Source organism: Mesorhizobium waimense, assembly GCF_003601975.1.
GTDB classification, from domain to species: Bacteria; Pseudomonadota; Alphaproteobacteria; order Rhizobiales; family Rhizobiaceae; genus Mesorhizobium; species Mesorhizobium waimense.
Genome location: NZ_QZWZ01000040.1, coordinates 12,815 through 31,766, shown reverse-complemented (window position 1 = coordinate 31,766; position 18,952 = coordinate 12,815). Strand labels below are relative to the sequence as shown.

The 18,952-nt window shown below is 60.5% G+C and carries 15 protein-coding genes; 4 read left to right on the top strand and 11 right to left on the bottom strand.

Annotated elements, in window-relative coordinates; translation table 11 throughout:
• Positions 1 to 177: 177 nt before the first annotated feature.
• Entirely contained in the window at positions 178 to 1,593 is a 1,416-nt protein-coding gene (locus D3227_RS31520) for an adenylate/guanylate cyclase domain-containing protein (protein WP_120018110.1), read from the top strand.
• Positions 1,594 to 1,629: 36 nt separating this feature from the next.
• Here D3227_RS31520 and D3227_RS31515 read toward each other — a convergent pair whose 3' ends face one another.
• The 6 genes from D3227_RS31515 to D3227_RS31490 form a co-directional block, all read right to left on the bottom strand.
• Positions 1,630 to 2,109: a class I SAM-dependent methyltransferase gene (locus tag D3227_RS31515; protein WP_120018096.1), complete on the bottom strand. Its 480-nt coding sequence runs from the start codon at positions 2,107 to 2,109 to the stop codon at positions 1,630 to 1,632.
• 208 nt (positions 2,110 to 2,317) lie between these two features.
• Entirely contained in the window at positions 2,318 to 3,499 is a 1,182-nt protein-coding gene (locus D3227_RS31510) for an ABC transporter permease (protein WP_120018095.1), read from the bottom strand.
• Positions 3,496 to 4,494, bottom strand: a complete 999-nt coding sequence (locus tag D3227_RS31505; protein WP_120018094.1) for an ABC transporter permease — start codon at positions 4,492 to 4,494, stop codon at positions 3,496 to 3,498. The genes D3227_RS31510 and D3227_RS31505 overlap by 4 nt, the downstream gene beginning before the upstream one ends.
• Positions 4,495 to 4,496: 2 nt before the next feature.
• Positions 4,497 to 6,395, bottom strand: coding sequence for an ABC transporter substrate-binding protein (locus D3227_RS31500; protein WP_120018093.1), 1,899 nt, complete (start codon positions 6,393 to 6,395; stop codon positions 4,497 to 4,499).
• On the bottom strand, positions 6,392 to 8,287 hold the full coding sequence (locus D3227_RS31495) for an ABC transporter ATP-binding protein (RefSeq protein ID WP_120018092.1): 1,896 nt from the start codon (positions 8,285 to 8,287) through the stop codon (positions 6,392 to 6,394). The genes D3227_RS31500 and D3227_RS31495 overlap by 4 nt, the downstream gene beginning before the upstream one ends.
• Positions 8,288 to 8,444: 157 nt before the next feature.
• Positions 8,445 to 9,557, bottom strand: a complete 1,113-nt coding sequence (locus D3227_RS31490; RefSeq protein ID WP_245451954.1) for an adenylate/guanylate cyclase domain-containing protein — start codon at positions 9,555 to 9,557, stop codon at positions 8,445 to 8,447.
• Between D3227_RS31490 and D3227_RS43100 the strand changes: the two genes are divergently transcribed.
• Positions 9,525 to 9,923, top strand: coding sequence for a hypothetical protein (locus tag D3227_RS43100; protein ID WP_245451953.1), 399 nt, complete (start codon positions 9,525 to 9,527; stop codon positions 9,921 to 9,923). The genes D3227_RS31490 and D3227_RS43100 overlap by 33 nt on opposite strands.
• A gap of 95 nt (positions 9,924 to 10,018) precedes the next feature.
• Here D3227_RS43100 and D3227_RS31485 read toward each other — a convergent pair whose 3' ends face one another.
• Positions 10,019 to 11,362 (bottom strand): nucleotide sugar dehydrogenase, encoded by a 1,344-nt coding sequence (locus tag D3227_RS31485; protein ID WP_120018091.1) that lies wholly within the window; start codon positions 11,360 to 11,362, stop codon positions 10,019 to 10,021.
• Positions 11,363 to 11,447: 85 nt separating this feature from the next.
• Positions 11,448 to 12,626 carry a DUF3095 domain-containing protein gene (locus tag D3227_RS31480; protein WP_120018090.1) on the bottom strand — a complete coding sequence of 393 codons (1,179 nt, stop codon included), beginning with the start codon at positions 12,624 to 12,626 and terminating at the stop codon, positions 11,448 to 11,450.
• A gap of 73 nt (positions 12,627 to 12,699) precedes the next feature.
• On the opposite strand from D3227_RS31480, the gene D3227_RS31475 reads away from it, so the two are divergent.
• Together D3227_RS31475 and D3227_RS31470 are read left to right on the top strand one after the other, a co-directional pair.
• Positions 12,700 to 13,788: a glycosyltransferase family 4 protein gene (locus D3227_RS31475; RefSeq protein WP_120018089.1), complete on the top strand. Its 1,089-nt coding sequence runs from the start codon at positions 12,700 to 12,702 to the stop codon at positions 13,786 to 13,788.
• Positions 13,785 to 14,549, top strand: coding sequence for a polysaccharide deacetylase family protein (locus D3227_RS31470; protein WP_120018088.1), 765 nt, complete (start codon positions 13,785 to 13,787; stop codon positions 14,547 to 14,549). Before D3227_RS31475 ends, D3227_RS31470 begins: the two co-directional genes overlap by 4 nt.
• A gap of 1 nt (position 14,550) precedes the next feature.
• On the opposite strand, the gene D3227_RS31465 is transcribed toward D3227_RS31470, so the two are convergent.
• From D3227_RS31465 to D3227_RS31455, 3 genes are all read right to left on the bottom strand, one after another.
• Entirely contained in the window at positions 14,551 to 15,405 is an 855-nt protein-coding gene (locus D3227_RS31465; protein ID WP_120018087.1) for an MBL fold metallo-hydrolase, read from the bottom strand.
• A 90-nt stretch (positions 15,406 to 15,495) separates the two neighbouring features.
• Positions 15,496 to 15,945, bottom strand: a complete 450-nt coding sequence (locus tag D3227_RS31460; protein ID WP_120018086.1) for a cyclic nucleotide-binding domain-containing protein — start codon at positions 15,943 to 15,945, stop codon at positions 15,496 to 15,498.
• A gap of 37 nt (positions 15,946 to 15,982) precedes the next feature.
• Positions 15,983 to 18,697: an ABC transporter transmembrane domain-containing protein gene (locus D3227_RS31455; protein ID WP_120018085.1), complete on the bottom strand. Its 2,715-nt coding sequence runs from the start codon at positions 18,695 to 18,697 to the stop codon at positions 15,983 to 15,985.
• Positions 18,698 to 18,952 lie beyond the last annotated feature (255 nt).

Below are 18,952 nucleotides of genomic sequence, written 5' to 3'. Positions count from 1 at the left end.
TGGACCCATCATAGTGCCGCTTGCGGCCGGTGAAAATCCGCCGGATGGAAATTGCACCGTCACCAGGTCTATCCATTCGAATGGCCGTACCGTCCGTTTCGACGTAAGATGGAGCGCTCGGCCGAAGATCGGTCCGGCCAACCCGTCTCGGGGCGCGCATTTTCCGGAGCCTGCACGATGACCGAAGCTCAGGATCTGTTCTCGCTTCTGCGGCAATCGACCGATGTCGATCCGCAGGCAATCGACGCGATCAAGCGAACCATCGCGGAGGGCATGGACCGCGAACTTTGCCGCATCAATGTGCCGGCCTTCGCCAGCAAGCATGGCCTCGACGAGGAACGCGCCATCAGCGCCTTTCTCCATGCGGCGCGAGTGGGCATCTTCGACATTTCCTGGAATGTTCTGTGCCCCGGCTGTGGCGGCGTGCTCGACACCAACGCCACGCTGAAAACCCTGCAGAAGGACGAATACACCTGCGCGCTGTGCTCCGAGGGCTATCCGCCGACCCTCGACGAGATGGTCGAGGTGACATTCACCGTCAGTCCCCGCGTGCGCAGGATTGCCGCCCACAATCCGCACGAACTGCCGTTGGTGGAATATTTCCGCCAGATCTACTGGGCGTCCGGCGTCGATCTGCCGGAAGAGGATTTCGCGAAAAAGATGGAAGCGTTCTCGCTGGAGGATATCGAGCTTGCGCCCGGTGAAAAGGCGGTTCTGCAGATACAGCTTCCGTCCGAATTCGTCATCGTCTTCGAGCCGGTCACGCATTCAGCGCAGTTCATCGACGGCAAGGGCGAACCAACAAAGGAGCGCCGAAGCCTCTCTCTGGTCTTCGACCGCGACCATGTCCAGAACCAGACGCTGGAGATGCAACCCGGCCCGTTGCGCATTTCGCTGGAAAACAGGACCGACACCCGCGCGCTGCCGACGGTCTTCATCACCGGCCATGCATTGCATGATTTCCTGGGCAAGCGCCGTCCCTTCCTGACCGCCAAGCGCCTGCTCACCAACCAGACGTTCCGCGATCTCTATCGCACGGATACGCTCGACATCAACCAGCGCCTGAAGATCACCAGCCTGACCTTCCTGTTCACCGACCTGCGCGGATCGACCGCGCTTTACGAGCGGGTGGGCGACCTTTCAGCCTTCGATCTCGTGCGTGAGCATTTCCAGGTTCTGCACGAGATCGTCGCGGCGGAGGCAGGCGCGGTGGTGAAGACGATCGGTGATGCGGTGATGGCGACCTTCGCGACGCCTGATCGTGCGATTGCTGCGGCCCTCAGGATGCGCGATGCCATGCGTGCGCTCAATGACAAAAGCGGGCGCGAGGATCTGCTGCTCAAGATCGGAGTCCATGCCGGCCCCTGCATCGCCGTGTCCATGAACGAGCGGCAGGACTATTTCGGCCAGACGGTCAACATTGCTTCGCGGGTCCAGAACCTTGCCAACGCACAGGCGATCTTCGCCACTCGTGCGGTGGTCGACGACAATCTCACCGCCGATCTGTTGCACAGGAACGCGCTGACGCCCGTGCCCCACGAGGTCTCGCTGCGCGGCATTGAGCGGGAGATAGCAGTCTATACGATTCCCTGACGATTTGGCCCTGAAGATTGGGGTCGTCTCGGCCGCTCACACGCGCCTGGAGATAAAATAACGATCGGCGGGCACCGAAGGCGGCGGCGCGAGGCGTTGCAACTGCGGGTGATCGAGCGGCGTGCCGCTGACCGCGATGCCGCCGACGCGAAGCAGGCGCGCGATCAGATCGGGAAGCCAGGTAGAGGTCACTGCATCGCGATCTTCATAGCCGGTGCCGATGTCGGCATGAACAAGAGCGGCGTCGATGCCAATGAACCTGCTCGCCGTCTCGCGTATTTCGCCGAGCACGAGGTTTCCAGCTTCGGGAATTGAGCTGGCGTGTGCGGCAAGTGCGCGGTCGAACGCCACGATCCGGCGTCCGGGCAGGCGCTCGCGCAGATGGTGGAACGTCCGGCCATTGCCGAGGCCGAGCTCGACCACGGGCCCCTCCATCTTCGCCACCTCGGCGCAGACATGATCGAGAATGTCGCGCTGTGCGGTCATTCTGCGGATGAAACTGTCGAGGCGACTCATATGCGATTGTACGTCCTGAACCAGTCCACGAGATCGGCGATGCCCCGACCAGAGCATTTCGCGGCGGAATCCGAGGGCGACGTTTTGAACCCCGATCGAGTCTTGCCGCATATAGAAGCGAACGATGAGCACTGCAATAACCGAACAGGCCGCCGAAAAGGATCATACCGGGTGGAGTCGGCGGCAGGGCGCGCGGCAAATAGCGATCTCACTTGTAGGGGTCTGCGGCGTCCCGCAAGCCGTCGCCGAGGAAGTTGAACGCCATGATGACGAGAATGACGGGAAGCATCGGCAAAAGCAGCCATGGATAGAACGCGATCACGCTGACGCTGCGCGCCTCGGTGAGCAGGATGCCCCAGCTGGTTATTGGCGCCCTCAGGCCGAGCCCGAGGAAGCTCAGCGCCGTCTCGCCCAGGATCATGCCGGGAATGGAGATCGTCGCCGTCGCGATCAGATGCGACATGAAGCCGGGAATGAGGTGCCGCCCGATGATGCGGCTGCTCCTGGCGCCCATCAATTGCGCGGCCAGAACGTAGTCCTCCTCGCGCAAGGCCAGAAGCTTTGAGCGCACGGCCCGCGCCAGTCCGGTCCAGTCGAGTAGCCCGAGGATGACGGTGATGCCGAAATAGATCAGGATCGGACTCCAGGTTATCGGCATGATCGCCGCCAGAGCCAGCCATAGCGGAATGCTGGGAATCGATTGCAGAACTTCGATTATCCGTTGAACGATGAGGTCGAAGATACCGCCGTGGTAACCGGCCAGTCCGCCGATGACGATGCCGAGCAGGAAGCTGAAACTGATGCCGACGAGGCCGATCGTCAGTGAAATGCGTGCGCCATAGATGATGCGCGAGAGCACATCGCGCCCCAGCCTGTCGGTGCCGGCCAGAAAGAGCTGGCCGTTTTCGGCAGGGCAGACAAAATGCCTGTCACCGTCGATCAGGCCCCAGAACCGGTAACTGTCGGCCTTGCAGAAGAAACGGAGCCGCTGAACGTCATCCTGGTTCTCGATGTAGTTTCGCTTGAGCGTGTCCATGTCCAGCGTCATCTGGCGGCCATAGACGAACGGCCCGACGAACTGGCCGTCGTGGAACAGGTGCACCCGCTGCGGCGGCGAATAGATGTAGTCCATGTTGCGCGTGTGCAGATTGTAGGGCGCCAGGAACTCGCAGATCAGTATCCCGAAATAAAGCGCTGCCAGGAATATGCCGGATATAAGGGCAAGCCGGTGCTTGCGGAATTTCCACCACATCAGCCGCAACTGCGACGCCTGATAGACTTTCGACTGCTCTGGCGTCATCGTCTCGACCGACTGCAGGTCGAAGGGCGCGCTGGAAATGTAGTGTTGCAGTGGAGCACCCGGAGCGGGCAGCGGCGAATTCGTGTTCATTTGGTGCTGCCGCCCTGCAAACGAATTCGTGGATCAAGCAGCGCCAGCGCCAGGTCGGAAATCAGGACACCGATGACCGTCAGGAAGGCGAGGAACATCAGGAACGACCCTGCCAGATACATGTCCTGGCTTTGCAACGCCTTGATCAGCATCGGCCCGGTCGTTTCCAAAGACAGCACGATCGCCGTGATTTCGGCGCCGGAGATGATGGCCGGCAGGATAGAGCCGATGTCGGAAATGAAGAAATTGAGCGCCATGCGCAGCGGATATTTGACCAGCGCCTTGAAGGGATGGAGGCCTTTGGCGCGCGCGGTCACGACATATTGCTTGTGTAGCTCATCGAGCAGATTGGCGCGCAGCCGCCGGACCATGCTTGCCGTGCCCCCGGTACCGATGATCAGGACCGGGATCCAGAGATGGGCGAGGATCGACTTCGCCTTGGCCCAGCTCATCGGCTCGCTGAGATACTGCTGGTCCATGAGATGGCCGATGGACGTGCCGAACCAGATGTTGGCGAAATACATCAGGATCAGCGCCAGCATGAAGTTCGGAATGGCAAGGCCGAGAAGGCCTAAGAAAGTCAGGCCGTAGTCGCCCCAGCTGTATTGACGCGTTGCGGAGTATATGCCGATCGGAAAGGCGATGAGCCATGTGAAGATGATCGTGACGAAGGAAACCAGCACGGTCAGCCACATTCGGTCCCCGACGACGTCGCGAACCGGCAGCTCATATTCGAAGGAATAGCCGAAATCGCCGCGCAGCATCCCGCCGACCCAGTAGAAGTAGCGAATGATCGGTGGCTTGTCGAAACCATACTCCTTGCGCATCATCTCGATGCGATCGGAATCCGCTGGTTCGCCCTGAGCCCGAAGCTCGGCAACATAGCTGTCGAAATAGTCGCCTGGGGGAAGTTCGATGATCGTGAACACCAGCGCCGATATGACCAGCAGCGTTGGAACCATAACGGCGATGCGCCAGACAATATATCGAAGCACGCTCAGGACTCTCCAAGCCAGAATGTATCCGGCATGTAGACACCGAAATAGGCAGTCGGGTCGAAGCCGTAGAGCGCCTTGTCAGGCAGATTGCGCAGCCGCGAGGACGCCAGGACCGGCTGATGCGTTCCGTTCACCGTGCCGATCGAAAACACCTGATCGGTGTAGATCGACAGCATCGAATTCCAGATTTCGGCGCGCTCAGTGGCTTCAGTCGATGCGTTCCAGCGCTTGAGTAAAGCCATCAACTCGACCACGGGCGGAAGATCGGGCGCCTCACCCATCTTGCCATGCGACAAGTAATGAGCACCCCAGAGCGGCCATTGCAGCTGGTCGTCGATGGTGGGGGCCAGCTGGCTCGGGTTCATGTCGGCGGTCGCCACGCCATTGTCGATGCCCGACCACATCGACATCATGATCTGGCCGCCAAGCGCGCGACTGCGGAAGATGTCGCGCTGCGAAGTCCGGATGAACAGGGCGATGCCGATCTTGCGCCAGTGATCGGTGATGAGTTCGAGCGCGTCGGTTTCCAGCGTGCTTTCGCCGGCCGTTTCCACGATGATCTGCGCCGGGCGTCCATCGGGAAGTATCCGCAGACCGTCATCGTCACGCGTCTGAAGCCCGGCCTCGTCGAGCAGGGCGTTGGCCTGGTCTGGATCATGCGCGACCCAGGCTTTCGCGAATTCCGGCCGGTAGAGCGGGCTCTCCGGCAGGACCGTATCGGCACTTTCCTGCGCCAATCCGTAGAACACAGCCATATTGATCTCGCGCCTGTCCACAGCGAGCGAAAGTGCGCGGCGCACGCGCACGTCACGCAAAAGGCCACGCCACACCTGGTCGGCACAATTGAGATTGGGTAGCAGCGCCAGCCGCGAACCCTGTGTGCGTTTCCACAGATGCATCTTCACCGGGTAGCGCTTCTCCGCATCCTTCAGGAAGGAGTAGTCGCTGAAGTCAATTCCCATGCATTGCAGGTCGCTCTCGCCCGCACCGGTCTTGGCGGAAATGATCGCCGACGAACTGACATTCATGACAATCCGGTCAACATAGGGCAGTTGCCGGCCATTCTCGTCTATTCGATGAAAGAACGGGTTGCGCTCGAAGACGAACTGCTCAGCCGGCGGCTTGGTCCGGTTCTGCCAGGGATCGAGCGTCGGCAGAAACGGGTTCTCCGGGCGATACTGCCGCGACATGCGGATATGCAGGAGCGTCCATTTCTCGACCCGGTTCTCCTTCATTAGGCCGGAGAGCCGGAATGGATCCTGGTATTTCTTGTGGAACTGCTTGAGATAGGCGGCCGGCAGAACAAGCGGTAGCGGCGAAGCAGCAGCAAGCTTGGGCAGGAAGTCGGGATTGGGCGCATCCCAGCTATAGCGGACCGTCAACGGATCGACGATCTCGAAGCGTGGCGGCCTGCCGTCCGCCAGCAGGGCCGGGGCGAGCCCGCCTTGCGAAAGCTCATCGTTCAGCCAGACATCTTCCCAGCAATAGCGAAAATCCTCCGGCGTCAGCAGGCTGCCGTCAGACCATTTATGCCCTTCCCGTATCTTGAACGTGAAGACGCGATCATCCGCTACGTCGAAACTTTCGAGAATGTCGGGTTGCATGTTAAGCTTTTCGTCATAGCCGACTAGGCGAGAATACCCGTAGATCGTCATCATCCGGATATCTTTCTGGCTGCCGATGATCGTACGCAGCGTGCCGCCATACTGGCCGGGCTGCCGGCCCATGGCAGCGAGATTCAACGCCCGCGGGCTCTTGGGCAGGCGCTCAGTGAGTGCCGGCAGAGCCCCGGCCTTCAGCTGCGGCTGAAGAAATTCCGGCTCCAGATCGTCGGCGCGCAACGTGCCTGGCAGAAATGCCGAAGCCATGAGGCCAAGGACGGTGCGCCGGCTGATCAATGGCGTAGCTCGCTGACATCGGCCGAACGTCGGGCCAGCACGAGGTGGCCGCCGCCAAGATCGAGCGGCGACAGCATATCCTCGTCGCCCTCGTCGCGGAATTGCGGTCCCCATGCGCTGGTATCGGAAGCGCCGCTGAGCTTCAGCGTCTTGAAATCCATCGGCCTGTCGAGATCGGGGAAAGGTACTGCGGCGACTAATGAGCGCGTGTAGGGGTGGATCGGTTTCCTAAGCAGAATTTCGCGCGGCGCAAGCTCGACGATACGCCCGCCGCACATCACCGCGATGCGGTCTGCCATGTAGTCCACCACCGCCAAATTGTGGGATATGAACAGATAGGTCAGGCCCAGTTCCTTCTGCAGGTCCTTCAGAAGGTTCAGGATCTGCGCTTGGACAGAGACATCGAGCGCCGAAACCGGCTCGTCGCAGATCAGGAGTTCAGGCCCCAGCGCCAACGCACGCGCGATGCCGATACGCTGACGCTGCCCGCCGGAGAAACTGTGCGGATAGCGCTTGATGAAGCGTGGATCAAGCCCGATTGCCTGCATCAGGCTCTTGACCGTGGCGAGTCGGGACGCGGCATTGCCACGTTGATGGATTTCCAGCGGCTCGCTCAAGATGTTCTCTACCGTCATGCGAGGTGAAAGCGACGAAACCGGATCCTGGAAGACCATCTGGATTTTCGCGCGCAGCATGCGCAGGGCGTCTCCCTCGGCTTCCAAGACGTCGATCGGTGCATCGCGGCCGTTGAAGATCACAGAGCCGCCGCTAGGGGTGACAGCCCGCATGAGGATCTTGCTGACGGTGGTTTTACCGCAGCCGCTTTCGCCGACCAGACCCAGGCACTCACCCCGCCTGATATCGAAGCTCACGCCGTCCACGGCGCGAACAGAGGTTTGATGACCCCCGCCGAACCATCCGGACTTGCGAGTGGTGAAGGTCTTTTTCAGATCTCTGACCGACAACAGGATGTCGTCCGGCCCCTTCGATGCCGGCGCCGTCTGCTTGCCGAGCAGGTTCTCGACATTCACCGGCACCTCGCGGAGCGCCTTTAGCCTTTCGCCAGGCTTCAGGTCGAAATGCGGAACGGCTGCCATCAGGCCCTTCAGGTAAGAGTGACCCGGCCGGCGGAATATCGCTTCGACAGGTCCCGCTTCCATGATCTCGCCATGGTAGATGACCACCACCTCGTCGGCGACATTGGCGACCACGCCGAGGTCGTGAGTGATCAGCAGCATCGCCATGTTCAGCTTGGTCTGAAGCCCGCGCAGCAATTGCAGGATTTGCGCCTGGATGGTGACGTCCAACGCCGTCGTCGGCTCGTCGGCGATCAGCAGGGCGGGCCGGCAGATAAGCGCCATGGCGATCATGGCGCGTTGACGCAATCCTCCCGAAAGTTCAAAGGGATACATGTCATAGGCGCGCTTGGGATTGGGAAAGCCGACAAGGCCGAGCATTTCCTCGGTCCGCGCCTTGCGCTCCGCCCGGGCCATGGGCGTATGAATCTGCAGGGATTCGCTGACCTGGTTGCCGATCGTGTGCAGCGGCGACAGCGATGTCATCGGCTCCTGAAAGATCTTGCCGATGCGGCTGCCTCTCAACGCCCGGATTTCGGGTCCGTCACGCGGCATCTGCAGGATATCCTGCGTCGTGCCGGGCTTTTCAGGATCGGAAAACAGGATACGGCCGCGAACATGGGCTGTCTTCGGCAAAATGCCCATCACTGCCTGGCTGAGAACCGATTTTCCGGAACCGGACTCGCCCACAAGCGCGGTAACCTTGCCGGGCAGGACGCGAAGATTTGCCCGCCTGACGGCATGCAACGGTCCCCCGATAATGGCAAAAGAGATGCCAACATCCTCGATCCGCAGCAGATCAACGCCCGAATTCATTCTCACGCCAGCCCACTCTTGCCGCCTGCCGGGCGGCAGGCCCAGAAAGCGAGACTAGCGCATTGCCAGCCTAGAGCAACTTGGATTCGAAACGAATTCCCCGGCGGAACCGGCGACCGGACTACACACCAAAGGCGTTCGGATCAGATCGTGGCGGTTACTGGAGCTTCCTCGGGTCGCCCGCCGACAGCCGCGCGGCATCGCGATGAAGCAGCATGACCTGCTCGGCGTCCGATATTCGGTCGTAAATCGGCTGCAGCGCACCGTCTTCATCGGGTGCGAGGGCACCCGACAGATCGGGTGAAAGCACCGTCAGCTTCTGCTTGATGCCCGCCAGTTCCTCCATGCCGAGCGTCAGCCAGCTGTTGGCGCCGCAATAGCTTGCAAAGTCTTTGCTGGCGAGAACGCTGTGCGGATATTTCTTGGTCAGGGTCTGGAGGCGCTGGACCTCGTTTACAGCCGAGCCGAAGACAGAGAATGTGAGCCGGTCGGTAAGCCCGACATTGCCGAACATCACATTGCCGACATGCAGGCCGATACCAAATTTTATGTCGCCCAACCCCTGCTCCTTTCTGCGCAGATTGAGATCAATCATGCGCGCGGTGGCCTTGTGCGCTGCCGCAAGAGCAGCCTGGCAGGCGATCTCGGACTGCGAGCGGTGCCTTTCGCAAGGGTAGACGGCAATGAAGCCATCCCCTATGAAACTCATGATCTGCCCGCCTTTGCGATTGAAAGGGGCGGCAACGGCGTCGAAAAACTGGTTCAGCGTATCGATATAGATTTCGCGGCCGGAGGTTTCGGCAAGTCTTGACGACCCGCGCATATCGCCCATGACCAGCGCGGCCCGGATTGTATCACCCTCGCCGCGCTTGATCTGGCCGTCGAGCACGCGCCTGCCGGCGTCGCCGCCGAGATAAGTGGTCATCATGTTGTCGGCGAGCTTGGTGAGTACCGCCATCTTGGTTGCGATAGCGAGATGGTTCTGGATGCGCAGCAGCGCCGAAATCATGCTGTCGCTGAAGCCTGCAGCACTGTCGGTGGACCAGGACCCTAGCATGCCCTGACTGGTGTTGCCGCTGAAGGGATGGACGAAAGCCATGTAATCGGTGACGCCCATAAGCCTGAGTTCATCGAAAACAGGAAACTCCGACGGCACCGACGCGTTCAACCGGCGCCGCAGATGGTCGAGCTTGTTGGTGAGCAGATGGTAGTATGGGCTGGTCAGGAATCTGTCAGAATGAACGCCGTTCTCACTGCGGAAGCCTTCCATTTCCATGCCCTGGCCGCGAAGCCAGGTGAAGCCAAGCGCGTCATAAAGCGGATGAAGCATCGAAAAGCTCAGATGCACCCGCTTCAGTGGCAGGCCGGCAGCAGCCAGCCGTTCACAAAAGCCTTTTACCAATGTTTCCAGGTCGTTGCCGGCCAGCGCCGATTGGGTCAGCCAATCGGCAACCTTATCCATGAGAATCGTGGAAATTTCTACTTGCGCTGTGCTCATGCTATCTCGAAACCCGTCGAAGACGAGCCATCTCCTTTGATCCGCCACACCCTCGAAGTCAATGAAGCCGGCTTCGGCGGCAAAAGCCGGCGAAGAATTTCCCGAATGACTGTCCTTGCAGGCAAGGAGCAGGCGTAACTGCATCTATCTCCTGGGGCACATATGTGGCGAGGCTGCCGGCGGAGTGCAACCACCATCCTGACATCGGGCAAAATTCACCAGCTCAGACGCAGTCAGGCCTTCACCACCGTCTCTCGGGCTAGCCCGAGGCGGCCAAAAACATTGCGTGTGTCGACGATCAGAAGAGCGTGATCAGCGATCGCCTGATAGTCGATCGCGTCGTGGTCGGTTGCAACGACGACAGCATCGAAATCCCTCAAGGCCGCCTCGGTCAATTCGACCGAGCGACGCCCCTTGATCGCCATATGCTCCCGTGTGGTCGGGATCTCGGTAACATGCGGGTCGTGGAATTCCGCCTTGCCGCCCCACTCCTCGATGAGTTCGATGAGCCGCAATGAGGGGCTTTCGCGGATGTCGGGCACATTCTTCTTATAGGCGAGCCCGATGATGAGAATGCGCGAGCGGCTGAGCGCCTTGCCGCAGCGCCGGTCCAGCGCCTTCGCCAGTTCATCGACCACATGACGCGGCATGGCCGTGTTGATCTCTGCCGCCAGCTCGATGAAGCGGGTCGGCAGTTCGTATTCGCGCGCCTTCCACGTCAGGTAGAAGGGATCGATCGGAACGCAGTGCCCGCCAAGTCCGGGGCCAGGATAGAAAGCCATGTAGCCGAAGGGCTTGCTCTTTGCCGCCTCGATCACCTCCCAAATGTCGATGCCCATCGCCCCGAGCACGACCTTCAACTCGTTGACGAGGGCTATGTTGACCGAGCGGAAGATGTTTTCCGTCAGCTTGACGGCCTCGGCGGTCGCCGTGCTGGAAACCGGGACGACGGTCTTGACCACGCCCTGGTAGAAAGCCTGCACGAGCGTCGCCGCTTCAGTGCCGTCGCCTGCCACGACCTTGGGGATCGTCGCGACTTCAAAGCTGCGGTTGCCGGGATCCTCGCGTTCGGGCGAGAAGCCGAGGAAGAAGTCTATCTTCGAGCGCAAGCCGGTTTCTTCCAGTATGGGCTTGATCACGTCGTCGGTGGTGCCGGGATAGGTGGTCGATTCCAGCACGATCAGCTGGCCGCGACGCAGATGCTTTGCGATGGTGCCTGCCGTGTTCCTGACAAAGGAGAGGTCCGGCTCACGGTTTTTCGTCAGCGGTGTCGGAACGCAGATGATGATGACATCGCAGACGGCCAGTTCGGCAAAATCCGCAGTAGCGCGGAACCGTCCGCTCGCCACCTGGCCGGCGAGGGCTGTCGACGTCACCGCCTCAATGTAGGATTGGCCGTTGTTCAGGCTCTCGACCTTCTGGGCTTCGATATCGAAGCCGGAAACCGGGAAGCCGGCGCGTGCGATCGCAACCGCCAGCGGCAACCCGACATAGCCCAGTCCGATCACGCCGACTTGCGCGGCGCGCGCCGAAATCCGGTTCAGAAGAGGGTCATATGTCGATCGTGAGGCGTCCAAAAATCTGCTTTCCCGTCAATTCGGACAGGCTGTCCGCTCCCATGGCCGAGGCATATTGCGGAAAATAGATTTCCGCAAGCCGTCGTCAGACCGGCACCTTCGCCTTCAGGCTTGCGGCAGCCAACGCATAGCCGCCGGCCGCACCATCGATGAAATGAACGTGATCGCGCTGCAACGGCGAGGCGACGAGGCATGTCATCAAGGCCGATTTCTGGCGGTGCAGGCCATAGCTGCAGATACCCGCCTCTTCCGCCTGTTTCAGCCGGTTCTCGATCCGTTGCAACACATCCGCGTCAACGTCGATGGTCATTTTCAAGCCGTCGTCGAACTTCCGGAAATCCGAATTGCCGGCCACGTCGCGTTTGTAGAGCTTCGGATCGAAACCGCCGATTGTCCAGCCATATCTATCCGTAACGGCGGTAAGCGTCATCAGGAACACTATCCACAGCTTCGACCGCCACCGCCATCCTGGCGGTGCCACGGCCCGCGCCTCGACATCGAGGCCGGCGGGCAGAAAACTGTAGCCCGGCCCGTCCACCGGCACCGGGTGGCCATCGCGTTCCTGCCTGCCGGCAAGGGCGATGATGTCGGAAGCCAGAAACTGAAAACCGCGCAAGTCGCGCGACACCCCCGGTATGGCTATGATCGAGACGATTTCGCCATGCCGGGCTTCGATCGGGTTCCAGCGGCAGGAGAGGCCGGTCAGATCCGGCCGCGCGCCGGCCGGCGCAGGATCGATGCGGTAGCGCCCCGCTTTCATCTGGGCTTCCGCCCAACTGCCGCCGCCGCCGGCGAACATGGCATAGAAAACCGCTTCGGAGGCCTGGAATCTCGCCACGCGAACGTCGAGGCCTTGCGCTCTTACGTCCTCTATCGGCACGATTGCGGCACGCAAGGTCAGGTCCAACTCGTCCGCCACCCATCTCTGGACAGCCGCCAGCGCATTGCGGGCGATCTCCAGCGCCGAGTCGGGAAACGCCACGAGCGCGCCGTCGCCGCCGAAGACAAAGGGAAGATCTTGCCGACCCAGCGCATTGAGCAGCGCCGAAATGACACTGGCGCCGGCCATATTGACGGTTTTATAGCGCCCAGCCTCGATCGCCTTGGTCGAGCCGACGATGTCGGCGGTGGCAAGCGCCCAGCCATCGGGGAGAGGCCGATAGTTATCGATATCGGCAACGCTTTCGAACTTTGCGAAAACCGGCAAAGAAGCGACAAACGGGTCGGACGCGGTAGCTGTTTCCATGAGCATCAGATAGCACATTCCACTGCTTGAAGGTGAAGTCGATCATGCTTGAAATTGACTTGCGAAGGCTTTCCGATGATAGGGTCCGGCGATGCGAATTGCCTTCTACGCGCCGCTGAAGTCGCCCAATCATCCCGTTGCCTCCGGCGACCGCCAGATGGCACGGATGCTGGTCAAGGCGCTGGAGCATGTAGGGCATAGCGTCGAACTGGCATCCGAATTGCGCTTCTATCTACGCGAACCGGAGTCGAAGAGTTTCGATGCGCTCAAGATCGAGGCCCGAGAGGAGGCCGCGCGGCTGACCAAGCTTTGGGATCGTGACGGCAAGCCCGATCTCTGGTTCTCCTATCATCCCTATTACAAGGCGCCCGACCTGATCGGACCCGAGCTGGCGTCGGCCTTTGCTGTCCCCTATGTGACAGCGGAAGCCTCCTATTCGAGGCGGCGCAACGCCGGATTGTGGGCCGATACGCAAGCTTTGGTGGCGCGAGCCATCGAACAGGCAGCGCTGAACATCTGTTTCACGCAAAGGGATCGTCAGGGACTGACAGACGCGATTCCCGACGCCGCTCTCGGTATGCTTTCGCCCTTTATCGACACATCGCTATTCCAGGAATTGCCGGCACGGGGTTGTCCGACGCGCCTCGTTACCGTCGCCATGATGCGCTCGGGCGACAAAGTCGAAAGCTATCGCATGCTCGCGCAAGCGCTCGGTCGGATCGGCCACCTGCCCTGGACCATGTCGGTCGTCGGTGACGGGCCTGCCCGTGACGAGGTCAAAGCGCAATTCGCCGGCTTGCCAGCCGACCGTATCGAATGGCTTGGTGCGATTGAGCCAGCCGCCGTGCCGGATGTCCTCTACGGTGGGGGAATTTACCTCTGGCCGGGTTACGGCGAGGCCTATGGCGTTGCCTATCTTGAAGCACAGGCTGCCGGCCTTCCGGTGGTGGCTCAGGACATCGCCGGCGTGCCGGAGGTCGTGCGGAATGGCCAGACCGGGTTTCTCACCCCGCCGGGCGATGTGGCGGCATTCGCTTCTGCCATTGAAAGGCTTCTGGCCCATAACGACGAAAGAACCGTCATGGCCGCGGAAGCCAGACGTTTCATCCTTGAAGAACGTTCCCTCGGTACTGCAGCGGCGCGTCTGGCCGAACTTATTTCGAAGATCCCGGCTTCATGACATCCGATCAGATCTGGCAGCCCTTGGTGGACGAACTGGCGTGCCGGCAACGGGCGGACCGTAGGGCAGAGTTCTGGCTGCGCGACGACGACGCCGTGGATCCGACGCCTGCGCTTGATCGGCTGCTCAACCTCACCGATGAATTCGCGGTTCCGGTCACTCTGGCCGTCATTCCGGCCCTGACTGATGAGAAGCTTGTCGTCCGGCTTGAAGAGGCGCCGCATGCCACGGTCGCCATCCATGGCTGGGCGCACCGAAATCATGCGCCCGAGGACCAGAAAAAGCAGGAGCTCGGCGCGCATCGGCCACGTGAGGCGGTGCTCGATGAACTGGCTCGCGGGCTGTCGCACGTAACCGGCCTGCACGGCGCACGTGCCGTTCCGATGCTGGTGCCACCCTGGAACAGGATCGACGCCGGCTTGGTTGCCGACCTTGGATCGATAGGATTTGCGGCCTTGTCGGTCTATGGGCCGCCGAAGCCGGCTTCACTGGCGGTCATCAACAGCAATGTCGACATCATGGATTGGCATGGCACGCGCGGCTGCCGCGATCATGGCCTATTGGTTCAGGCTATCATCGCGCAATTGCAGCATGCATTCGACGGCGGCGAACCGGTCGGCCTGCTAACCCACCATCTCGTACATGATGAATCGGCCTGGCTTTTCCTCGAACGGCTGTTCACAGTCACTGCAAAGACTGAAGCCTGCGCATGGCTTCCGATCAGGACATTGATCGGGCGCAGCGCCGGTAGAGGAAAATAGCTCAGCGCTTTTTGTGCAATGAGACTGGAAATTTGAGCGTCTGGCCATCCCGCGCGGCAAAAGCGCCGGCGAACCTGTCTTTGGCCAGTTTCTCGATCTCGTCCAGTTCCTCGTCGGTGCGTGCCGGATCGTGGTGAAACAGCGCAAGCCCCCGCGCGCCGGCCGCCTCACAGAGCTTGACGCCCTGTTGCCATGTAGAGTGCCCGTTACCGCGGCGGCGTTCCATTTCCTCCTCGGTGTAGGCGCAATCGTAAATGACGAGGTCGGCATCTTCGATCAGGCCGAGCACCGCTTGATCGAGTTTGTCCGGCTCGTGCTCAGTGTCTGTGATCACCGCCACGACGCGGCCGCCCCATTCGACCCGGTAGCCTATGCAGCCGCCCGGATGGATAAGACTGCCGGTTCGGACCACCACACCTGCGCGCGGCCGAAGCACGTCTCCGGATACGAAATCGCGACAGTCGAGGCTTGCCTTACAGATCTCCAGTTTCACCGGAAACCACGGCGGCCGCATGAACTCATCGACCATCTGCCGGGTCGTCATGCGTCCTGCAAGATGCCCGGACCAAAGCGTAAGCTTGACGCTCCGGTCATAGATCGGCGTAAAAGACGGCAGCCCGATGATGTGATCGTAGTGGCAATGGGTGAAAAGCAGGTCGAAATCGGTCACGCCTGACGCCCGAAGCGCCCTGCCGGCAGGCCGTAGGCCAGAGCCCGCGTCGAACAGAAGCGTATGCTTTCCGCATCGCATCTCAATGCAGATTGTGTTGCCGCCATAGCGAGAGAATTCTGGCCCCGATACCGAAATGCTGCCGCGCACGCCCCAAAACCTGACCAGGAAAACGTCGTCGTCCATGCTATCCCTTCGCAGTCCCGGTCACCCATCGTAGCCAAACAACTGCTGCCAGTGCCGTCACGACGGCGAGGATTGAGCGCAGGTCATTCGTCATTTGGCGCTTCGTGCGTCGATCAGATCCGCGGTCGTATGGCTTAGGCGATCGGCAAGAACCCGCAATATCTCGATGGTCATTTCCGGAAACTCCTTCATAAGCCTCAGGAAATGATCCTTGCGGATTCTCAAGACTTCCAGCGGACTTGCCGCTCTGACGGTGGCAGTGCGGGAGCTGTTGCACAATATGGCGATCTCGCCAACAATCGAATTTGGCACCAGTTCGGCAACTTTTATCGGTCCTCTGTCGGAATCGACCAGAATATCCGCCCTGCCTGAAAGGATGACATAGGCGGCGTCTCCCTCGTCGCCCTGCCGGAAAAGGATCTGGCCGGCGCTGTAGCTCACACGATCGGATGTGAACGCAAGCAGCTTGAGCTTTGTCGGCTCGATGCCAGAGAACAAGGGAACGCGTTGCAGCATTCCAACTTCATCCTTGAGCAGCATTGTCGCAAACCTTCCCAAAATTCGCGTTTGCCAGACTCTATGACAGCAGTTCCTTGAAGATACCGTTCCCTGCCAAAAGTGTCTCGTGTGTTCCGTCTTCCACCAATTGGCCTGAGTCGAAGACGATGACGCGATCGAACATCATCCCCATTGCCGGATTCGTCACGACCCACACAATTGCCGGCGAACGGCCGTCGCGTCTGGCTTCCTCGAGCACGTTTCGCAGCACCTTATCCTGCATGCGCTGGTCGAGCGCCGACAGAGGCCGGTTGAGAATGAGAAAATCGGGACGCTTGAGCAGGGCCCGGGCAACATCGAGCTTCTGTCGCTGTCCACCGGTCAGCCGCCTGCCGCCGGCGCCGACGTTGAAGTCCAGGCCGACATCCAGAAGCTCGGCATAAAGCCCCAGTTCGTCAAGAATGTCATAGACGATGGAGCGTATGCGGTCCGGCGCGTCGGGATGGTTGTTGCCCACACGCCCGAACAAGACATTATCCATGACGGTGGCCGCGGCAATGTATTTGGCAGGATCATACCGTTCGATCGCATTTTGCAGCTCAGGCGGCAGGTTTTCATAGAACCGGTTACGTGCAGCGACGATCTTGCTCATCAGCTCGTCGCTCAGCAGGCCGAAGCGGTGCCGGGGCTCGATATAGGCAAAGCTCAAGGTGACGATCATGGCGCGGTCGTTCTCCGAAACCGCCTCGTGGGGACGGTTCTTGAGCCGTTGCAGCAAGGTTTCGTAGGCGGGTATCTCCTCGGCGCTCATGAAGGCGAGCTGCTGGAAGAACTGGTGATCGGGCGGCAGGTCGGCAAACAGCTCGATCGCCTGTTCGGCGATCTCCATGCCCATTTCGTAGAGCGTGCGGTCGAGGCCGGCTTGCCTCAGCACAGAAGCAAAATAGGGATTGGCCGCCAGAGCCTTGTCGGCCAGTTGGGGGCCGGCGGCAGCGCCAAAGAGCAGGTTTTGACCGATCGTTGCTTCCTTGTTGTAGGCGCCCGGTTCGAAAGGAACCACCAGTCCGCTCAGTCCTTCGTGTTCCAGCCGGGTTCGCAGCGCCGCACGCAGTTCGACGATCCGCCTGGCGAGCTCCGTGTGACGCGTGAGGTCGGCCGAAGAGCGCAAGCCAAGATCCAGAATGTCGCGCGACAGAACAACCGCGTCGAGCACCCGGCGCACGGCTTCAAAGAGGTCGTGCGAGCCGGTAGCGCCGGCGGAAGCATAGTTGACCCAGTCGCTGTGGATATCAAGATCGGGATTGCCCGACCGGCGCGCCTCGTCGATGTTCCAGCGGTGCTGGTCTGCCGCGGCACCCTCATAAGGCACGGATGTCAGCGGCGCATGCTTCAACCCGTAGAGCAGGTTATCGCGGATGCTTGCCTGGAACAGGAAAACATCCGACGAGGCATAGGACATGCGCCGGCCGGTCACTGCTTCGGGGAGTTCAAGCAGGTCATCGGCGCCCGAAGCGACCCTTCCGCTGTCCGGCCAGTTTAGCCGCGCGAAGGCTTCTGCAAGCGCTTCCGCTCCACCTGTTGCGGTACTGACCAGCGCCACCGTCTCACCCGGCTTGACCTGGAGGGAGATACGGTCGAGGAGCATTGCACCGCCATCGTCTGCTATGGACAGACTGATCGCCGACAGGGGGTTGGTCATCGGACCGGGATCGTCGATCGTCAATGCCCCGATTCTCGGCGCAATGAGTCCCTCGACTGTGAACTGTTCAACGACCTGCTGATATTTTACCTGGACATCCTGCCGCGCCTGATCCCAGTCGATCAGTTCCTTCATCGGTCCGGGCAGGTCCTTGTAAGCGCCGATCACGGCCACGAGCTGGCCGACGTCCAGCCGCCCCTGGATGACCAGATACCCGCCGATCATGTAGAACAGAAAGGGCGTGAGCTGCGCCAGAAAATTGTTGAGGAACTTTACCATGAATTTCCATTGGTAAAGATCGAAGCGGATCTTAAAGATGAGCCCGAGCCGGGCAGCTATGTCGGCGCGCTCGTAGTTTGATGTATCGTGGACGTGAACCGCGCCGATGCCGTCGACGATTTCGCCAACCCGGCCCGAAAGCGCGCGCGCCGTCAACTGCCGTTCGCGCCCGAGCACGATCAGCCGCCGCCGCATTCGCGGGATGAGCACGATCTGGATCACCACGATCACGACTGCTATCATTCCGAGCCAGACGTTCTGGACCATGATGAACAGCATGGCCGTCAGCGCCTGACCGCCGAGCAGCACCGGCTGCAGGAAGGCATCGCCGATGAAGCCGCCCAGCGGCTCCACCTCGTCCTTCACCATGGTCGCCACTTCGGCGGATTTCACCCGCTTGAAGTAAATCGGCGGAAACCGCAGCACACGATCGACCAGATCGAAGCGGATACGCCGCAGCATGCGTTCGCCGAGGCGGCCCTTGTAAGTGTTGATGTAGAGTTTGAACAGGCCGTTGATGACGACTAGCAAGAGGAACACAAGGCTCAGGGCAAACAGCGTCTCCTTGCGGTCGAGCTGAAAACCGGAGAAGAGCTGGACCTCACCAATGAACGGCAGGTTATAGTGTAGCCTCATGAATGGCTGGATCGCGCCCGGTTGCTCGAAGCCCCTACCTTGGATCGGGCCGTTGACTATCAGCTTCGGCAGGTCGAAGGACATGAAATACGGGATCATCGAAAGCAGGACGATCATCAATATCCAGATCTGCTGCTTCCTGGTGTGCGTCCAGATATAACGGGCTAGGCTGGGTTCCATATGCGACTGTGGACCCTTCAGTTGGAAGGACGCAGGATGTAAAAGCACCTGCTGGCGAATGGCGTATCGGCAATTTCTACGTCGCCAACGACAAGCTCGAAGCTGCAGTGCACGGAGATTGTCCTGGGCTCAAACGCTTCGTGGCTTCCGTAGGGTTTTTGCGAAGAGCCGAGCACGAGGCCGCAGCTGCGCGGCTGGTGTTGGCGGATGAACGCCGATGGCCCGGACAGATGCAAGCGGCTCTCTCCGGCACCG

What these genes read in the sequence shown, in the direction of transcription:
- D3227_RS31520 (WP_120018110.1), top strand. Translation starts at nt 178, where the DNA reads ATGACCGAAGCTCAGGATCTGTTCTCGCTTCTGCGGCAATCGACCGAT.
- D3227_RS31480 (WP_120018090.1), bottom strand. Translation starts at nt 12,626, where the DNA reads ATGTGCTATCTGATGCTCATGGAAACAGCTACCGCGTCCGACCCGTTT.
- D3227_RS31510 (WP_120018095.1), bottom strand. Translation starts at nt 3,499, where the DNA reads ATGAACACGAATTCGCCGCTGCCCGCTCCGGGTGCTCCACTGCAACAC.
- D3227_RS43100 (WP_245451953.1), top strand. Translation starts at nt 9,525, where the DNA reads ATGAACGCCGTTCTCACTGCGGAAGCCTTCCATTTCCATGCCCTGGCC.
- D3227_RS31515 (WP_120018096.1), bottom strand. Translation starts at nt 2,109, where the DNA reads ATGAGTCGCCTCGACAGTTTCATCCGCAGAATGACCGCACAGCGCGAC.
- D3227_RS31470 (WP_120018088.1), top strand. Translation starts at nt 13,785, where the DNA reads ATGACATCCGATCAGATCTGGCAGCCCTTGGTGGACGAACTGGCGTGC.
- D3227_RS31495 (WP_120018092.1), bottom strand. Translation starts at nt 8,287, where the DNA reads ATGAATTCGGGCGTTGATCTGCTGCGGATCGAGGATGTTGGCATCTCT.
- D3227_RS31465 (WP_120018087.1), bottom strand. Translation starts at nt 15,405, where the DNA reads ATGGACGACGACGTTTTCCTGGTCAGGTTTTGGGGCGTGCGCGGCAGC.
- D3227_RS31490 (WP_245451954.1), bottom strand. Translation starts at nt 9,557, where the DNA reads ATGGAAGGCTTCCGCAGTGAGAACGGCGTTCATTCTGACAGATTCCTG.
- D3227_RS31460 (WP_120018086.1), bottom strand. Translation starts at nt 15,945, where the DNA reads ATGCTGCTCAAGGATGAAGTTGGAATGCTGCAACGCGTTCCCTTGTTC.
- D3227_RS31455 (WP_120018085.1), bottom strand. Translation starts at nt 18,697, where the DNA reads ATGGAACCCAGCCTAGCCCGTTATATCTGGACGCACACCAGGAAGCAG.
- D3227_RS31475 (WP_120018089.1), top strand. Translation starts at nt 12,700, where the DNA reads ATGCGAATTGCCTTCTACGCGCCGCTGAAGTCGCCCAATCATCCCGTT.